Source organism: Burkholderia sp. AU17457 (genome assembly GCF_002223255.1).
In the GTDB taxonomy this organism is placed as follows: Bacteria; Pseudomonadota; Gammaproteobacteria; order Burkholderiales; family Burkholderiaceae; genus Burkholderia; species Burkholderia sola.
On sequence record NZ_NKFB01000002.1, the window covers coordinates 147,498 to 163,625 of the forward strand.

A 16,128-nucleotide genomic window follows, 5' to 3' on the forward strand; every position below is an offset into this window, starting at 1 on the left:
GCCGCACGCGCTGCGGCCGGCCATTGCACGCGCGGAGATTTGCATAGCGCGGCAGGATCGGGCGCGCTGTCGCTCAAGCGGGTATGCTTGCGGTTCGCCGGGCGTTCGCGCCCCTTCATCGATGTCAGCGAGGAACCGCATGTCCGTCAAACCTGCTCCCACCACTGTTTCGATTCACGATCTGATCGCGGGCCGCTGGAGCCCCCGCGCGTATTCGGATGAAGCCGTCAGCGCCGGCGATCTCCACGCGGTGCTCGAAGCGGCACGCTGGGCCCCGTCCGCGTACAACGCGCAACCGTGGCGTTTCATCGTATTCGATCGCACCCAGGACGAAGACGCGTTCAAGCGCGCGTTCGCGACGCTGGTGCCGTTCAACCAGGGCTGGAATGCACCGGCGCCGGTGCTGATCGCGGTCACCGCGCACACGCTGACGCCGAAGGGCGAGCCGGCGCCGACCGCGCTGTACGACGCCGGCGCCGCCGCGATGTCGCTCGTGCTGCAGGCGCACGCGCTCGGCCTCGCCGCGCACCAGATGAGCGGTTTCGACGCCAACGCATTCCGCGACGCGTTCGCGATTCCGGCGGATGTCGCGATCGTGTCGATCATTTCGCTCGGCCACTACGGCAACGTCGACAAGCTCGATCCTGTGCTGCGCGATCGCGAGAAGGCGCCGCGCACGCGCCACGCGCTCGGCGAAGTCGTCTACGCGGGCGCGTGGAAGAAGAGCTTCGACGCGGCGGCCTGACCCCGCGGGCGGGCAGGCTGCGTCGCGCATCCTGCCCGCGCCTGTTTCCGGCGCGCCACGCCGCGCGCCGCCGCCTGCGCCCGTTGCGCGGCTCCGGTGGCCGGCCCCGGTTGTGATCCCGCGGGCTTCATGTTAAAAAGCCCGTCCTTTCCGTTTTCGCGCCGGCCCTGCTGCGGCAATTTCCCATGACTTACTGCGCGATCGATTTCGGCACGTCCAATTCCGCCGTGGCGCTGCCCGACGGCGATGGCATGCGCCTCGCGCCCGTCGAGGGCGACCACCTGACGCTGCCCACCGCGATCTTCTTCAACAACGACGAAGAGACGGTCGAATACGGCCGGGCGGCGCTGGCCTCCTATATCGATGGTTTCGACGGCCGACTGATGCGCTCGATGAAGAGCATCCTCGGCTCGCCGCTCGCTGAAACGACGACCGATCTCGGCGACGGCAGCGCGATCGCGTACACCGAAATCATCGCGCGCTTCCTGACGCACCTGAAGCGCAAGGCCGAAGCGCGCGCGGGTGCGCCGATCGGCCGCGCGGTGCTCGGCCGGCCGGTGTTCTTCGTCGACGACGATCCGCGCGCGGACCGTCTCGCCCAGGATCAGCTCGAGGCGGCCGCGCAATCGGTCGGTTTCGCGGACATTCACTTCCAGTACGAACCGATCGCTGCCGCGTTCGACTACGAATCGCGTCAGCCGGCCGAGCGTCTCGTGCTGGTCGCCGACATCGGCGGCGGCACGTCCGACTTCTCGCTGGTGCGCGTCGGCCCGCAGCGGATGGCGCGGCTCGAGCGCAAGGACGACGTGCTGGCGCACCACGGCGTGCACGTCGCGGGCACCGACTACGACCGGCGTGTCGAGCTGGCGGCGATCCTGCCCGCATTCGGCTATCGTTCGCTCGACCCGGAAGGGCGCGAGCTGCCGAACAAGATCTACTTCGATCTCGCGACCTGGCACCTGATCAACACCGTCTACACGCCGAAGCGGATCGGCGAACTGAAGCTGATGAAGCACCTGTACCAGGACGTGCGGCAGTACGAGCGGCTCACGAGCGTGGTCGAGCAGCGGCTCGGGCACGCGCTGATGGCGCGCGCGGAGGAAGCGAAGATCGGCGTCGCGGCGGGCGGGGAGACGATGATCGACCTGAACGACGTGGAAGAAGACCTGCTGATCGCATTCGACGCGAATCGCCTGGTCGACGCGAGCCGCGACGATACCGCGCGCATCGTCGATGCCGCGCGCGAGACCGTGCGGCTCGCGGGCGTGGCGCCGCGCGATGTCGGTGCGCTGTACTTTACCGGCGGTTCGACGGGGCTCGCGTTCCTGTCGGGCGCGCTCGCCGGCGCGTTCCCGGATGCGCAGCCGGTGTTCGGCGATCGCCTCGCAAGTGTCGCGACGGGGCTCGGCATTCACGCACAGCGACTCTTCGGCTGAACGGCGGGCGGCTACGGGCCGCCCTGCGCTGCCATGTAGGACAAAACCCGGCGCCCAAAAACAAAAAGCCCCGCCGAAGCGGGGCTTTTTTACACGAATGATCGCGCCAAGCTTAGACCGGACGGATGTTCGCAGCTTGCAGACCCTTCGGGCCCGTCTTCACTTCGAATTCAACCTTCTGGTTTTCTTGCAGCGTCTTGAAGCCTTCGACGCGGATTTCCGAGAAGTGCGCGAACAGATCGTCGCCGCCGCCTTCCGGGGTGATGAAGCCGAAGCCCTTTGCGTCATTGAACCACTTGACGGTACCGGTTGCCATGTTACTTGTTCCTAAAAAGATAAAACGGGGCCGAAGCCCATGGGGTGCGGAAAATCAAGGAAGGGGTAATAGGACCAACCGGAGTACCGTTGATGGGCGAACTACGAAAGAACCAATTCACTCGCCACTTGAAATCCTGCGAAGTTCTTTATACGGCTAATCCGTCTGACGGTCAACCGTATTCCCATGCTCTCAGGGTTATTGCGGATATCCGGTTTACAAAGCTTGCAAGCGATGCGAATTTTTTGTAGGGGTCGATCGATTTTGGCGCCATGTTCGAGGTGCAACCGTTAAACTACGCGCCGCGTGGACGGGTTGCCCCGATCGGGTGACCCTCCCCCCCAAGAATGCGTGCGCGGTGCGCTCCGAGCCGATCCCGGACCGTAGGCCGACCATGCTTTTTGAGACACAGGAGAGGATGTGAAGAGTTCTATTCAACGGAACATCGGCCCGTTTGCATTGATGCTGACGGGGCTGGGTTCGATTATCGGCTCGGGCTGGCTGTTCGGTGCCTGGAAGGCCGCGAAGATCGCCGGTCCGGCGGCGATCTGCGCATGGATCATCGGCGCCGTCGTGATTCTCGCGATTGCGCTGACGTATGCGGAACTGGGGGCGATGTTCCCCGAATCGGGCGGCATGGTGCGTTACGCGCGCTACTCGCACGGTTCGCTGGTGGGCTTCATCAGCGCATGGGCCAACTGGATCGCGATCGTATCCGTGATCCCGATCGAGGCCGAAGCGTCGATCCAGTACATGAGCACGTGGCCGTATCCGTGGGCGCACGCCCTGTTCGTGAACGGCGAATTACAGACGCTCGGGCTGCTGCTGTCGGCCGTGCTGGTCGTCGTCTACTTCATGCTGAACTACTGGGGCGTCAAGGCCTTCGCGCGGGCGAACACCGCGATCACGATCTTCAAGTTCCTGATCCCCGGCCTCACGATCCTCGGCCTGATGCTGTCGAGCTTCCATGCGGAGAACCTCGGCACTGCGTCCAATGCCAGCTTTGCGCCGTACGGCTGGTCGGCCGTGCTGACCGCGGTCGCGACGAGCGGCATCGTATTCGCGTTCAACGGCTTCCAGAGCCCGGTGAACCTGGCCGGCGAGGCGCGCAATCCGTCGCGCAGCGTGCCGTTCGCGGTGATCACGTCGATCCTGCTCGCACTCGTGATCTACGTGCTGCTGCAAATGGCGTACATCGGTTCGGTGAACCCGGCCGATGTCGCGAAGGGCTGGGAGCACTTCAACTTCTCGTCGCCGTTCGCGGAACTCGCGATCGCGCTGAACCTGAACTGGCTCGCGATCCTGCTGTATGTCGACGCGTTCATCAGCCCCAGCGGCACCGGCACGACCTACATGGCGACGACCACCCGCATGATCTACGCGATGGAGCGCAACAACACGATGCCGAAGATGTTCGGCAACGTGCACCCGATCTACGGCGTGCCGCGCCAGGCGATGTGGTTCAACCTGCTCGTGTCGTTCATCTTCCTGTTCTTCTTCCGCGGCTGGAGTTCGCTCGCGGCGGTGATTTCGGTCGCGACGGTGATCTCGTACCTGACCGGCCCGATCAGCCTGATGGCGCTGCGCCGTTCGGCGACCGACATCGAGCGTCCGCTGTCGATTCCGCTGATGAAGCTGATCGCGCCGTTCGCGTTCGTGTGCGCGTCGCTGATCCTTTACTGGGCGAAGTGGCCGCTGACGGGCGAAATCATCCTGCTGATGATCGTCGCGCTGCCGGTGTATTTCTACTTCCAGGCGAAGTCGGGCTGGACCGGCTGGGGCGCCGACCTGAAAGCCGCGTGGTGGCTGGTCGCGTACCTGCCGACGATGGCCGTGCTGTCGCTGATCGGCAGCAAGGAGTTCGGCGGTCATGGCTACCTGCCGTATGGCTGGGACATGCTGATCGTCGCGGTGATTTCGCTGGTGTTCTACTTCTGGGGCGTGAATACCGGCTACCGGACCCAGTATCTCGACGAGCGCGAGTCGCACGACGAGATCCTCGAAGGGGTCGGTGTCTGACGCGTGACCTGTCGCCGGATTCGGCGGCGGCAGGGTGCAGCGAAAAAAAGCCCGCCCGAGCGATGCTCGGGCGGGCTTTTTGCTGGCTGCCTCTGCGGTTGCGTCGCCGTTCGGGTTCAGGCGTCGGCGCTCGCGAACACGTAGTTCGTCATCGCGAGCACGCGCTGGTAGGTGCCGAGCGACTGGATGCCGAGCCGGTAGTCGTCGTCCGCCGCGCCGAGCGCGGTGAAGACCGGCAGCAGGTGCTCGTCGGTCGGATGCATCAGCGCCGCGTGCGGCGCCTGCCGGCGATAGTCGAGCAACGCATCGACGTCGCGCGCGGCGAGTTTCGCCTCGAACCAGTCGGTGAATTCCGCGACGCGCGGGTCCGCATCCTCGGGCGCCGCGCCGAAATCGGCGGTGCGCAGGTTGTGCGTGATCTGGCCTGAGCCGATCACCATCACGCCCTCGTCGCGCAGCGGCCGCAGCGCGCGGCCGAGCGCGAAGTGATGCACAGCGTTCGCGCGCGGCTGGATCGACAGTTGCGCGACCGGCACGTCGGCCTCCGGAAACATCAGCAGCATCGGCACCCACGCGCCGTGATCGAGGCCGTGTTCGGTCGTCGCGGTCGCGATGCCGGCCGCGTTCAGCAGCGCGGCCGCGCGTTCGGCGACGTCGGGGGCGCCCGGCGCCGGATAGCGGATGTCGTACAGCGCCTGCGGGAAACCGTAGAAGTCGTGGATCGTGTCCGGATGCGCGGCGACGCTCGCGACCGGCTGTTGCGTGCCCCAGTGCGCGGACAGCATCAGCACCGCGCGCGGGCGCGGCAACTCGGCGCCGAGATGCGTGAACGCGCCGGACGGCAGCGCCGGGTCGATCGGCAGTGTCGGGGCGCCGTGGGACAGGTACAGCGAAGGCAAGCGGTTCATGGTGGTGACCTGCAAAAGGGGGTTGCCTGTGACTATAGGCGCGCACCGTACATTGATAAATCCGCGCCTTGGAATTTGATTGACGCTTCTTTGTTGATAATGGTGACGACGGCACGCGTTCGAGTGCTGGTTCGCATCAAAAGGCGGGAAATCGACGGAATTGACGTGCGGATCGGCGGAGATCCGCGCAGAAGGGGGGCGGCTTACTGCGCGTGACGGATGCCGGCCCACGGTGTCGTGAGCGGCGCGCTGAGCGCGAACAGGTCGAGCACGCGCGCGACGGTCTGGTCGACGAGTTCCTCGATCGTCTTCGGCATTGCATAGAACGCGGGCAGCGGCGGGAAGACGATGCCGCCCATTTCGGTGACGGCGGTCATGTTGCGCAGATGCGCGAGGTTGAACGGCGTTTCGCGCACCATCAGCACGAGACGGCGGCGTTCCTTCAGCGTGACGTCGGCCGCGCGCGTGATCAGGTTGTCGGACAGCCCGTGCGCGACGCTCGCGAGCGTCTTCATCGAGCAGGGCGCAATCACCATGCCGTCGGTCGCGAACGAGCCCGACGCGATCGTCGCGCCGACGTCGCGCACCGAATGCACGACGTCGGCACGGCGTTCGACATCGGCCTTCGGCAGCTTCAATTCATGCTGGATGTTGAGCCAGCCGGCGTTCGAAACCAGCAGGTGCGTTTCGACGCCGCTGGCGGCGCGCAGCAGGTCGAGCAGCCGCACGCCGTAGATCGCGCCGGTGGCGCCGGTGATCGCGACGATCAGCCGGCGTGGCGGCGCGCTGGGAGATGCCATCGAAACGAGGACGGGTGCCGCGTGTTAAGCGGCGGCGAACAGTTGCTGCAGTTCGCCCGACTGGTACATCTCCATCATGATGTCCGAGCCGCCGATGAATTCGCCCTTCACGTACAGCTGCGGGATGGTCGGCCAGTTCGAGAATGCCTTGATGCCCTGGCGGATTTCGTCGTCCTCGAGCACGTTGACCGTCTTGAACTGGTCGACGCCGCAGGCCTTCAGCACCTGCACGGCGCGGCCCGAGAAGCCGCACATCGGGAATTGCGCGTTGCCCTTCATGAAGAGCACGACCTGGTTTTCGTCGACGATTTGCTTGATACGTTGTTGGGTGTCCATGACTGACCTTGCGTTTGCGGGGCGTTAGATCGAAATGATAGCGGATTTCAACCGGGCGGGCCGGGCATCAGCCCGGCAGGCGGCCGCCGGTCGTGCGTTCGATCGCGGCGAGATCGGCGAGCGACTCGACCGCGACGAAGCCGTGCGACGCCAGGATCGCGCGGACGGCCGCGGCCTGGTCGTAGCCGTGCTCGATCCAGAGCGTGCCGCCCGGTTTCAGATACGCGCCCGCGCCCGCGACGATCGTGCGGATCGCGTTGAGGCCGTCGGCATCGTCGGTGAGCGCGCCGCGCGGCTCGAAACGCAGGTCGCCTTGCGCGAGGTGCGGGTCGTGCTGCGCGATGTACGGCGGGTTGCTGACGATCGTATCGAACGCGAGCGCGGGATCGAGCGCCGCGTACCAGTCGCTCTGCAGCCACCGCAGCGGGCCGCCGGGGCGCCGCGCGTCGAGCAGTTTGTCGGCGTTGCGTTGCGCGACCGCGAGCGCGGCCGGCGAACGGTCGAGCGCCCAGACGCGCGCATCGGGACGCTCGGCCGCGATCGACACGGCGATCGCGCCGCTGCCGGTGCCGAGGTCGAGTACGGCGGCGTGCGGCAGCCCGCCGATCGCATCGAGCGCGGCTTCGACGAGCAGCTCGGTTTCGGGGCGCGGGATCAGCACGTCGGGCGTCACGTCGAACGGGCGGCCGAAGAACTCGCGCATCCCGACCAGTTGCGCGACGGGCTCGCCGGCGACGCGGCGCGCTTCGAGCGCGCGGTAGCGCTCGACCGCGGCCGCGTCGAGCGGCGTGTCGCCGCGCGTGATCAGCTGCGTGCGGGTCCAGCCGAGCGCATGGGCGAGCAGCACGCGTGCATCGACCGGATCAAGCGGCGATGCGCGCAGCAGCGCGTCGGCGGTGGTGTCGGACATCGCGGCCTCAGTCGGCTTCGCCGAGCGACGCGAGCAGCTCGGCCTGATGCTCGGTGACGAGCGCGCCGATCAGTTCGTCGAGATCGCCGTCCATGATCGCCTCGAGCCGGTACAGCGTCAGGTTGATCCGGTGGTCGGTCATCCGGCCCTGCGGGAAGTTGTACGTGCGGATTCGCTCCGAGCGGTCGCCGGAACCGATCAGGCTCTTGCGCGTCGCCGCTTCCTTCGCGTGCTGCTCGTGATACTGCTTGTCCTTGATGCGCGCGGCGAGCACCTTCAGTGCGCGATCCTTGTTCTTGTGCTGCGAGCGGTCGTCCTGGCACTCGACGACGATCCCGGTCGGGATGTGCGTGACGCGCACCGCCGAATCGGTCTTGTTGATGTGCTGGCCGCCCGCGCCGGACGCACGGAACGTGTCGATGCGCAGGTCGGCCGGATTGATCTCGACCTCGCCGATTTCGTCGGCTTCCGGCATCACGGCGACCGTGCACGCGGACGTATGGATGCGTCCCTGCGTCTCGGTGGCCGGCACGCGCTGCACGCGATGGCCGCCCGATTCGAACTTCAGGCGCGAATACGCGCCCTGGCCCGCGATCCGCACGATCACTTCCTTGTAGCCGCCGAGATCCGACGCGCTCTCCGACATCATTTCGACCTGCCAGCGCTGGCGTTCCGCGAAGCGCAGGTACATGCGCAGCAGGTCGCCCGCGAACAGCGCCGATTCGTCGCCGCCCGTGCCCGCACGGATTTCGAGGAAGATGTTGCGGTCGTCGTTCGGATCCTTCGGCAGCAGCATCTTCTGCAGCTCGGTCTCGAGGCGCGCCATGCCCTCGCGCGCGCTGCGGATTTCGTCTTCCGCGAAATCGCGCATCGACGGATCGGCGAGCAGTTCCTGCGCGGCCGTCTCGTCGCTGCGCGACTGGCGCCATAACGCGTATTGCTCGACGACCGGGCCGAGTTCCGCATGTTCGCGCGTCAGCTTGCGGTACTGGTCGAGGTCGGCCGTGACGTTTTCGCGGCTCAGCAGGTCGTTCAGTTCGGCCAGCCGTGTGGACAGCTGGTCGAGCTTGCGTTGCATGCTCGTCTTCATGGTGTGGAGCGGCGCTCCCGGGCAAGGGGTATTCGGAAAGGATAGGCCGGCGGCAGGACAACGACAGGCCGGCCGCAGGGCGACCGGGCGGCGCTAGTGGCCGGATTGGTCGTTCGAGCGCGGCGCGTGCTGGTAGAAGCCGCGCATCAGGTCGATCAGCGAATCGCGATCGGCGCCGTTGACGCGATTGAGCGCGCTCGTCGGGCCGTGGATCAGCTTGTTGGTCAGCGCCTGCGACAGCGCTTCGAGCACCGCAGCCGGGTCGTCGCCGCGCGCGAGCAGCTTCTGCGCCTTCTCGACTTCGGCCCGGCGCAGCGCGTCCGCCTGCGTATGCATGTGACGGATCACCGGCACGACGCTGCGCGTGTCGAGCCATTGCATGAAATTCTGCACGCGCGTCTCGATGATCGCTTCGGCCTGGGCGACCGCGGCCTGGCGCGATGCATTGCCCTCGCGCACGATCGCGCCGAGATCGTCGACGGTGTAAAGGAACACGTCCTTCAGCTTGCCGACTTCGGGCTCGATGTCGCGCGGCACCGCAAGGTCGACCATGAAGATCGGCCGGTGGCGGCGCGCCTTCACCGCGCGCTCGACCGCGCCGAGGCCGATGATCGGCAACGTCGACGCGGTGCACGACACGATGATGTCGAATTCGTGCATGCGCGTGGGCAGGTCGGCCAGCGGCATCGCGCGGCCGTTGAAGCGTTCGGCGAGCCGCTGACCGCGTTCGGCCGTGCGGTTCGCGACGACGAGTTCGCGCGGGCCTTGCGCGGCGAAGTGCGTCGCGCACAGCTCGATCATTTCGCCGGCGCCGATGAACAGCACGCGCTGATCCGACACCTTTTCGAAGATCCGCTGCGCGAGGCGAACCGCGGCGGCGGCCATCGATACCGACTGCGTGCCGATTTCGGTCGTGCCGCGCACTTCCTTCGCCACCGCGAACGTGCGCTGGAACAGCTGGTTCAGGTAGGTGCCGAGCGCACCCGCTTCCGTCGCGGTGCGAACGGCATCCTTCATCTGGCCCAGAATCTGGGTCTCGCCGAGCACCATCGAATCGAGGCCGGATGCGACGCGAAACGCGTGCCGGACCGCTTCCGACTGCGGCAGGGCATAGACGTGCGGGGCGAGTTCGTCGACCGGAATCCGGTGATATTCCGACAGCCAGCGGACCGCGCCTTCACGGGCCGCGCGATCGTCGGTCGCGCAATACAGTTCGGTGCGGTTGCAGGTGGAGAGGATCGCCGCCTCGGGCGTATTGGGCGCCTGCGGGCCGAGAAACACGTTCTTGAACGTGACGAGAGCCGGTTTGATTTGCTCGAGCGGAAACGCCACGCGTTCGCGCAGGGCGACAGGCGCAGTGTGGTGGTTGATTCCGATCGTGAGGAGTTGCATATCGAGGGCTATCGTTTAGCCCCATATTATAGCGTTTCGGTGATTTCCTCACTCGTTGCATACCGGGCATCCGCGTGGCGGGGCCGCGAATTTGGGGGCTCGATCGGTACGCGATCGAGCTGATAGCCGAAGCCGTAGAGCGGCAGCAGCCGGTAGCCGCGCTCCGGAAGCAGCTGCAATTTGCTGCGCAGCCGGGACGCGTGCGTGTCGAGCGTGCGCGACTTCATGTCGCGGCGGCGGCCCCATACCGTTTCGAGGATGTGGGCGCGCGACACGGGCCGCGACACGTTCGTGAGCAGCAACTGCGCGAAACGGAACTCCTTCGGCGTGAGTGAAACGATTGCGTTGCCGAAACGCACGAGGCAATGCGTGGCGTCGAATGCGTATTCGCCATACGTTTCGCGCGAGCGGGCGGGTGTCCGCCGTACGCCCGCGCGCCGGCTCAATGCATTGACGCGCGCGAGAAACTCGGGCCCGCTCACGGGGCGCACGAGGCAATCGTCGGCGCCCGCGTGCAGGCACGAGACGACTTCGCTCTCGCGCGCCGACTGCATCATGGCAATGGCCGGCAACCCGGGCAGGATCGCCTGCGCGCGCGGAATGACTTCCTGCGCCGGCTGGTCCCCGGCCCAGTGGCCGGTGATCAGCATGTCGCAGGTGTTGTCGGCGGCGAGCCACTCGAAGAATGCGGTGCTGGACGGAAACGCGTGGCACACGTGACCGCCTGCGAAGAGCAGGCGGTTCAGGAGTGCGCTATGACGCGGCTCCGGATCGATCAGAGCGATTCGCATGACGATTTCTTCAATACGGCAGCCGGTGTGCGCTTGCCATAACGTCGAGTCGGCCCCTACACTCGAATGTTCGCGGCGCCCGGCTGGTCTCGGGTTCGATGGATGAATCGATGCTAGCCGCTGGCAACGTTCACGCCTATGGGACGAATCTGAATTTATAGAAGGCGTTGAATGAACTGGTTTGGAATCCTTGTCCTGGGAGCGGCCGTCGGGCTGTTCGGCCGCTGGCTGCATCCGATGCGGCGCACGGGTCGGCCGGCGTGGTGGATCGCGGTGCTCGTCGGCATCGTGGGCGCGGCCGCCGCCCGCATGGTCGGCAATCTCTCGGGACTGTTTTACGATGGCGAGACGCTCGAATGGCCGGTCTGCACCGGCGTCGCGTTCCTCGCCGTAGCCGTGACGGTCGCGCTGTCGGCCCGTCGCTGAATGCTCTCAGGTGAAATCATGAATGCCCGTCTCCCCGAAGTCTCGCCGGTGCCGGCCCGTCTCGCGCTGCTGCGCGGCGCCATGGCCCGCGAGAACCTGGCCGCCTATCTCGTGCCGTCCGCCGATCCCCATCTGTCCGAATACCTGCCGGAACGCTGGCAGGCGCGCCGCTGGCTGTCGGGCTTCACGGGCTCGGTCGGCACGCTGGTCGTGACCGCGGAGTTTGCCGGGTTGTGGGTCGACAGCCGCTACTGGGTGCAGGCCGACGCCGAGCTGGCGGGCACGGGCGTGCAGTTAATGAAGATGACGGGCGGGCAGCAGAGCGCACCGCACGTCGACTGGCTCGCGCAGAACGTGGCGGCCGGCGCGACGGTGGGCGTCGATGGCGCCGTGCTCGGCGTCGCGGCCGCGCGCGGGCTGACGGCCGCGCTGAGCGCGCGCGGCATCGCGCTGCGCACCGACGTCGACCTGCTCGACGCGATCTGGCCGGAGCGGCCGGGGCTGCCCGGCGACGCGGTGTTCGAGCACGTGGCGCCGCAGGCCGACACGACGCGCGCGGCCAAGCTCGCCGACGTGCGCCGCGCGATGCACGCGCAGGGCGCGCAATGGCACTTCGTGTCGACGCTCGACGATCTCGCGTGGCTGTTCAACCTGCGCGGCGCCGACGTCAACTTCAATCCGGTGTTCGTTGCGCACGCATTGATCGGCGCCGATCGCGCGACGCTGTTCGTCGCCGACGGCAAGGTGCCGTCGGCGCTGGCCGCGTCGCTCGCGCAGGATGGCGTCGACGTCCGCGCCTACGATGCCGCGCGTGCGTCGCTCGCGGCGCTGCCCGACGGCGCGACGCTGCTGATCGATCCGCGCCGCGTGACGTTCGGCACGCTCGAGGCCGTGCCGGCCGGCGTGAAGCTCGTCGAGGCCGTGAATCCGTCGACGTTCGCGAAGTCGCGCAAGACGTCCGCCGAGATCGAGCACGTGCGGGTGACGATGGAGCACGACGGCGCCGCGCTCGCGGAATTCTTCGCGTGGTTCGAACAGGCCGTCAATCGCGAGACGATCACCGAGCTGACGGTCGAGGAGAAGCTCACGGCCGCGCGCGCCCGCCGCCCCGGCTACGTGTCGGCGAGCTTCGCGACGATCGCCGGCTTCAACGCGAACGGCGCGATGCCGCACTACCACGCGACGCGCGAGTCGCACGCGACGATCGCCGGCGACGGCCTGCTGCTGATCGATTCGGGCGGCCAGTACATGACGGGTACGACCGACATCACGCGCGTCGTGCCGGTCGGCGCCGTCAGCGACCTGCAGCGGCGCGATTTCACGATCGTGCTGAAATCGATGATGGCGCTGTCGCGCGCCCGCTTCCCGCGCGGCATCCGCTCGCCGATGCTCGACGCGATCGCCCGTGCGCCGATGTGGGCGGCCGGGCTCGACTACGGCCACGGCACCGGGCATGGCGTGGGTTACTTCCTGAACGTGCATGAAGGTCCGCAGGTCATCTCGCACTACGCGCCGGCCGAGCCGTACACGGCGATGGAAGAGGGGATGATCACGTCGATCGAGCCGGGCGTGTACCGTCCGGGCCAGTGGGGCATCCGGATCGAGAACCTGGTCGTGAACCGTGCGGCCGGGAAGACGGAGTTCGGCGATTTCCTCGCGTTCGAGACGCTGACGCTGTGCCCGATCGACACGCGCTGCGTGCTGATCGAGATGCTGCACGACGAAGAGCGCGCGTGGCTGAACACGTATCACGCGATGGTGCGCGAGCGCGTCGGCCGGCATCTGAGCGGCGACGCGAAGGCGTGGCTGGATGCGCGCACGCAGCCGATCTGACGCAGCGCGCGAGAACGGCCGGATGGCGATCCGGCAACGATCGGACGACGTCCGGACAATGACAGCGAGGGCAAGCCATGGCGGACACTGCGGTGATCGTGGTCGACATGCAGCGCGGGCTGGTGGAGCGGGCGCAGCCCGCGTACCGGCTCGACGATGTGGTGTCGGGCATCAACCGGTTGACGGCGGCGGCGCGCGCGGCGAACGCGCCGGTGTGCTTCGTGCAGCACGACGGCGACGCGGACGACGACATCGTGCCCGGCACGCCGGGGTGGGAACTGCATGCGGGGCTGGTCGTCGGCCGCGACGACTGGCGCCTGCGCAAGCAGGCGAGCGACGCGTTCCACGACACGCCGCTCGCCGCGCAGCTCGATCGCCACGGCATCCGTTCGGTACTGATCTGCGGCTATGCGACCGAGTTCTGCGTCGATTCGGCCGCGCGCCGTGCCGCGCTGCTCGGCTACCGGACGACCGTCGTGTCCGACCTGCACACGACGAACGAGCGCGCCCACCTGTCGGCGGCGCAGATCGTCGCGCACCATCAGTTCATCTGGCACAACAATTCGCTGTCGGGCAACGCGGTGACGCCGCGTCCGCTCGCGGACGTGCTCGCCACGGAGTTCGCATGACGATCAAGGCAGTGGTGTTCGATTTCGGCGGCGTGCTGATCGACTGGAGCCCCGAGTACCTTTACCGTCAGCTGATTCCCGATGCCGCCGAGCGTCGCTGGTTCCTCACACACGTGTGCGCGATGGAGTGGGTGGTCCGCCAGGACGGCGGGCAGACGATCGAGGAGGGCACGGCCGAACTCGTCGCGAAGTTTCCGGAGCACGAGGCGCTGATCCGCGCGTTCTACGCGCGCTGGCACGAGATGATCGGCGGCGTGCTCGAAGAGGGCGCGGCCCTCGTCGACCGGCTGGACGCGCAGGGGATGCCGCTGTTCGGGCTGACGAACTGGTCCGCGCAGACGTTTCCGTATGCATGGGACAACTTCCCTGTGCTGCGCCGGTTCAAGGACATCGTCGTGTCCGGCCGCGTGAAGCTCGTGAAACCCGATCCGGCGATCTATCGCGAGATGCATGCGCGGATCGATCCGCACGTGCCCGGCATCGCGCCGCACGAGCTCGTGTTCATCGACGACAACGCGCACAACGCGGCGGCTGCGACGGCGCTCGGCTGGCACGGCATTCATCACACGAGCGCGGCGGCGACCGAGACCCGACTGCGCGAATTAGGCGCGCTGGTGTAAGCGGCGGGGAAGCGACGCGGGATAAAAAAAGCGAGCCAAGGGCTCGCTTCTTCGTTGTGCCGCTCCTGAAGCGGCCAGCTTCGGCGCCGGCCCCGCGTGATCGCAGCGCCGGGCGCCCGGGCCGCGCCGCTCAGCGGCTGATCGGCTTGTAGCGCAGGCGCTTCGGCTTCGCGGCTTCCTCGCCGAGGCGCGCACGCTTGTCGGCTTCGTACTCCTGGTAGTTGCCGTCGAAGAATGTGACCTGCGAATCGCCTTCGAACGCGAGGATGTGCGTCGCGATCCGGTCGAGGAACCAACGATCGTGCGAGATCACCATCACCGAGCCCGCGAATTCGAGCAGCGCGTCTTCCAGCGCACGCAGCGTTTCGACGTCGAGGTCGTTCGACGGCTCGTCCAGCAGCAGCACGTTGCCGCCCGAGATCAGCGTCTTCGCGAGGTGCAGGCGGCCGCGTTCGCCGCCGGACAGGTTGCCGACGATCTTCTGCTGGTCGCCGCCCTTGAAGTTGAAGCGGCCGATGTACGCGCGCGACGGCGTTTCGTACTTGCCGACCGTCAGCACGTCGGCGCCGCCGGAGATTTCCTCGAACACCGTCTTCGAACCGTCGAGCGCGTCGCGGCTCTGGTCGACGTACGCGAGCTTCACCGTCGGGCCCATCACCACTTCGCCCGAATCCGGCTGTTCCTTGCCCGTCAGCATCTTGAACAGCGTCGACTTGCCGGCGCCGTTCGGGCCGATGATGCCGACGATCGCGCCGGCCGGGATCTTGAAGCTCAGGTTGTCGATCAGCAGGCGGTCGCCGAACGACTTGCTGACGTTCTTGAACTCGATCACTTCGTTGCCGAGGCGTTCGCCGGCCGGAATGAAGATTTCCTGCGTTTCGTTGCGCTTCTGGTATTCCTGGCTGCTCAGCTCCTCGAAGCGCGCGATACGCGCCTTCGACTTCGCCTGACGGCCCTTCGGATTCTGGCGCACCCACTCCAGTTCCTTCTTGATCGCCTTCTGGCGCGCCGATTCCGACGCTTCTTCCTGCTTCAGGCGCTCTTCCTTCTGGTCGAGCCAGCTGCTGTAGTTGCCCTTCCACGGAATGCCGTGGCCGCGGTCGAGTTCGAGAATCCACTCGGCCGCGTTGTCGAGGAAGTAGCGATCGTGCGTGACCGCGACGACGGTGCCCGGGAAGCGCACGAGGAACTGCTCGAGCCAGTCGACCGATTCGGCGTCGAGGTGGTTGGTCGGTTCGTCGAGCAGCAGCATGTCGGGCTTTTCGAGCAGCAGCTTGCACAGCGCGACGCGGCGCTTTTCGCCGCCCGACAGGTGCTCGATCTTCGCGTCCCACGGCGGCAGGCGCAGTGCGTCGGCGGCCACTTCGAGCTGCTGCTCGGGGCTGCCGCCGTCGCTCGACGCGAGGATCGCCTCGTACTTCGCCTGCTCGGCCGCGAGCGCGTCGAAGTCGGCGTCCGGTTCGGCGTAGGCCGCGTAGATTTCTTCCAGCTTCTTGTTGGCCTGGAACAGGTCGCCGAGGCCTTCCTCGACGGCTTCGCGCACGGTCTTCGTCGGGTCGAGCTGCGGTTCCTGCGGCAGGTAGCCGATGTTCAGGTTCGGCATCGGCGTGGCTTCGCCCTCGATGTCCTTGTCGACGCCCGCCATGATGCGGATCAGCGTCGACTTGCCCGAGCCGTTCAGGCCGAGCACGCCGATCTTCGCGCCGGGAAAGAACGACAGCGAGATGTCCTTCAGGATCTGGCGCTTGGGCGGCACGATCTTGCCGACCCGGTTCATCGTGAAAACGTATTGGGCCATTTCGGTGTGAAAGTCAGAAGTGGTTGAGACTGCCGCGCAGCGCGCGCGGGCGTGGCGGCGTCGGGTGATTCGGTACGGA

16 protein-coding genes are annotated in these 16,128 nt (G+C 66.9%); 7 read left to right on the plus strand and 9 right to left on the minus strand.

Translation table 11 applies throughout. The annotated features are described in order from the left end of the window. Positions 1–139 precede the first annotated feature (139 nt). Positions 140–745 (plus strand): nitroreductase family protein, encoded by a 606-nt coding sequence (locus CFB49_RS02065; protein ID WP_089490614.1) that lies wholly within the window; start codon positions 140–142, stop codon positions 743–745. 185 nt (positions 746–930) lie between these two features. Beyond that, the gene (locus CFB49_RS02070) at positions 931–2,181 is read left to right on the plus strand and encodes an Hsp70 family protein (RefSeq protein ID WP_089490615.1); all 1,251 of its coding nucleotides are present in this window, start codon (positions 931–933) and stop codon (positions 2,179–2,181) included. Positions 2,182–2,293: 112 nt separating this feature from the next. Here the strand turns inward: CFB49_RS02070 and CFB49_RS02075 are convergent, their stop codons facing one another. After that, on the minus strand, positions 2,294–2,497 hold the full coding sequence (locus tag CFB49_RS02075) for a cold-shock protein (RefSeq protein ID WP_006477070.1): 204 nt from the start codon (positions 2,495–2,497) through the stop codon (positions 2,294–2,296). Positions 2,498–2,917: 420 nt separating this feature from the next. Here CFB49_RS02075 and CFB49_RS02085 point away from each other — a divergent pair, with 420 nt between their 5' ends. Next, complete coding sequence (locus CFB49_RS02085) at positions 2,918–4,516, plus strand: APC family permease (RefSeq protein ID WP_089490616.1); 1,599 nt, start codon at positions 2,918–2,920, stop codon at positions 4,514–4,516. Between the two features lie 116 nt (positions 4,517–4,632). Here CFB49_RS02085 and CFB49_RS02090 read toward each other — a convergent pair whose 3' ends face one another. The 7 genes from CFB49_RS02090 to CFB49_RS02120 all read right to left on the minus strand — a co-directional run bounded on the left by CFB49_RS02090 (position 4,633) and on the right by CFB49_RS02120 (position 10,743). Beyond that, the gene (locus tag CFB49_RS02090) at positions 4,633–5,424 is read right to left on the minus strand and encodes a DODA-type extradiol aromatic ring-opening family dioxygenase (RefSeq protein WP_089490617.1); all 792 of its coding nucleotides are present in this window, start codon (positions 5,422–5,424) and stop codon (positions 4,633–4,635) included. 203 nt (positions 5,425–5,627) lie between these two features. Next, positions 5,628–6,224: a UbiX family flavin prenyltransferase gene (locus CFB49_RS02095; RefSeq protein WP_089490618.1), complete on the minus strand. Its 597-nt coding sequence runs from the start codon at positions 6,222–6,224 to the stop codon at positions 5,628–5,630. 24 nt (positions 6,225–6,248) lie between these two features. Next, a complete protein-coding gene (gene grxD / locus CFB49_RS02100; RefSeq protein ID WP_006477066.1) occupies positions 6,249–6,560 on the minus strand; it encodes a Grx4 family monothiol glutaredoxin in 312 nt (103 codons plus the stop codon). A gap of 67 nt (positions 6,561–6,627) precedes the next feature. Further along, on the minus strand, positions 6,628–7,470 hold the full coding sequence (gene prmC, locus CFB49_RS02105) for a peptide chain release factor N(5)-glutamine methyltransferase (RefSeq protein WP_089490619.1): 843 nt from the start codon (positions 7,468–7,470) through the stop codon (positions 6,628–6,630). Between the two features lie 7 nt (positions 7,471–7,477). Further along, positions 7,478–8,560 carry a peptide chain release factor 1 gene (gene prfA / locus CFB49_RS02110; RefSeq protein ID WP_006477064.1) on the minus strand — a complete coding sequence of 361 codons (1,083 nt, stop codon included), beginning with the start codon at positions 8,558–8,560 and terminating at the stop codon, positions 7,478–7,480. A gap of 93 nt (positions 8,561–8,653) precedes the next feature. Continuing rightward, a complete protein-coding gene (gene hemA / locus CFB49_RS02115; protein WP_006477063.1) occupies positions 8,654–9,952 on the minus strand; it encodes a glutamyl-tRNA reductase in 1,299 nt (432 codons plus the stop codon). Positions 9,953–9,978: 26 nt separating this feature from the next. After that, on the minus strand, positions 9,979–10,743 hold the full coding sequence (locus CFB49_RS02120; protein ID WP_069619479.1) for a response regulator transcription factor: 765 nt from the start codon (positions 10,741–10,743) through the stop codon (positions 9,979–9,981). 171 nt (positions 10,744–10,914) lie between these two features. On the opposite strand from CFB49_RS02120, the gene CFB49_RS02125 reads away from it, so the two are divergent. The 4 genes from CFB49_RS02125 to CFB49_RS02140 all read left to right on the plus strand — a co-directional run bounded on the left by CFB49_RS02125 (position 10,915) and on the right by CFB49_RS02140 (position 14,251). Beyond that, positions 10,915–11,169, plus strand: coding sequence for a hypothetical protein (locus tag CFB49_RS02125; RefSeq protein ID WP_006477062.1), 255 nt, complete (start codon positions 10,915–10,917; stop codon positions 11,167–11,169). Positions 11,170–11,187: 18 nt separating this feature from the next. Then, the gene (locus CFB49_RS02130; RefSeq protein WP_089490620.1) at positions 11,188–13,002 is read left to right on the plus strand and encodes an aminopeptidase P family protein; all 1,815 of its coding nucleotides are present in this window, start codon (positions 11,188–11,190) and stop codon (positions 13,000–13,002) included. Positions 13,003–13,079: 77 nt separating this feature from the next. Continuing rightward, positions 13,080–13,631, plus strand: coding sequence for a cysteine hydrolase family protein (locus tag CFB49_RS02135; RefSeq protein ID WP_089490621.1), 552 nt, complete (start codon positions 13,080–13,082; stop codon positions 13,629–13,631). Beyond that, on the plus strand, positions 13,628–14,251 hold the full coding sequence (locus CFB49_RS02140) for an HAD family hydrolase (protein ID WP_089490622.1): 624 nt from the start codon (positions 13,628–13,630) through the stop codon (positions 14,249–14,251). The genes CFB49_RS02135 and CFB49_RS02140 overlap by 4 nt, the downstream gene beginning before the upstream one ends. A gap of 130 nt (positions 14,252–14,381) precedes the next feature. Here CFB49_RS02140 and ettA read toward each other — a convergent pair whose 3' ends face one another. Further along, positions 14,382–16,049: an energy-dependent translational throttle protein EttA gene (gene ettA, locus CFB49_RS02145; RefSeq protein ID WP_006494122.1), complete on the minus strand. Its 1,668-nt coding sequence runs from the start codon at positions 16,047–16,049 to the stop codon at positions 14,382–14,384. Positions 16,050–16,128: the final 79 nt, after the last annotated feature.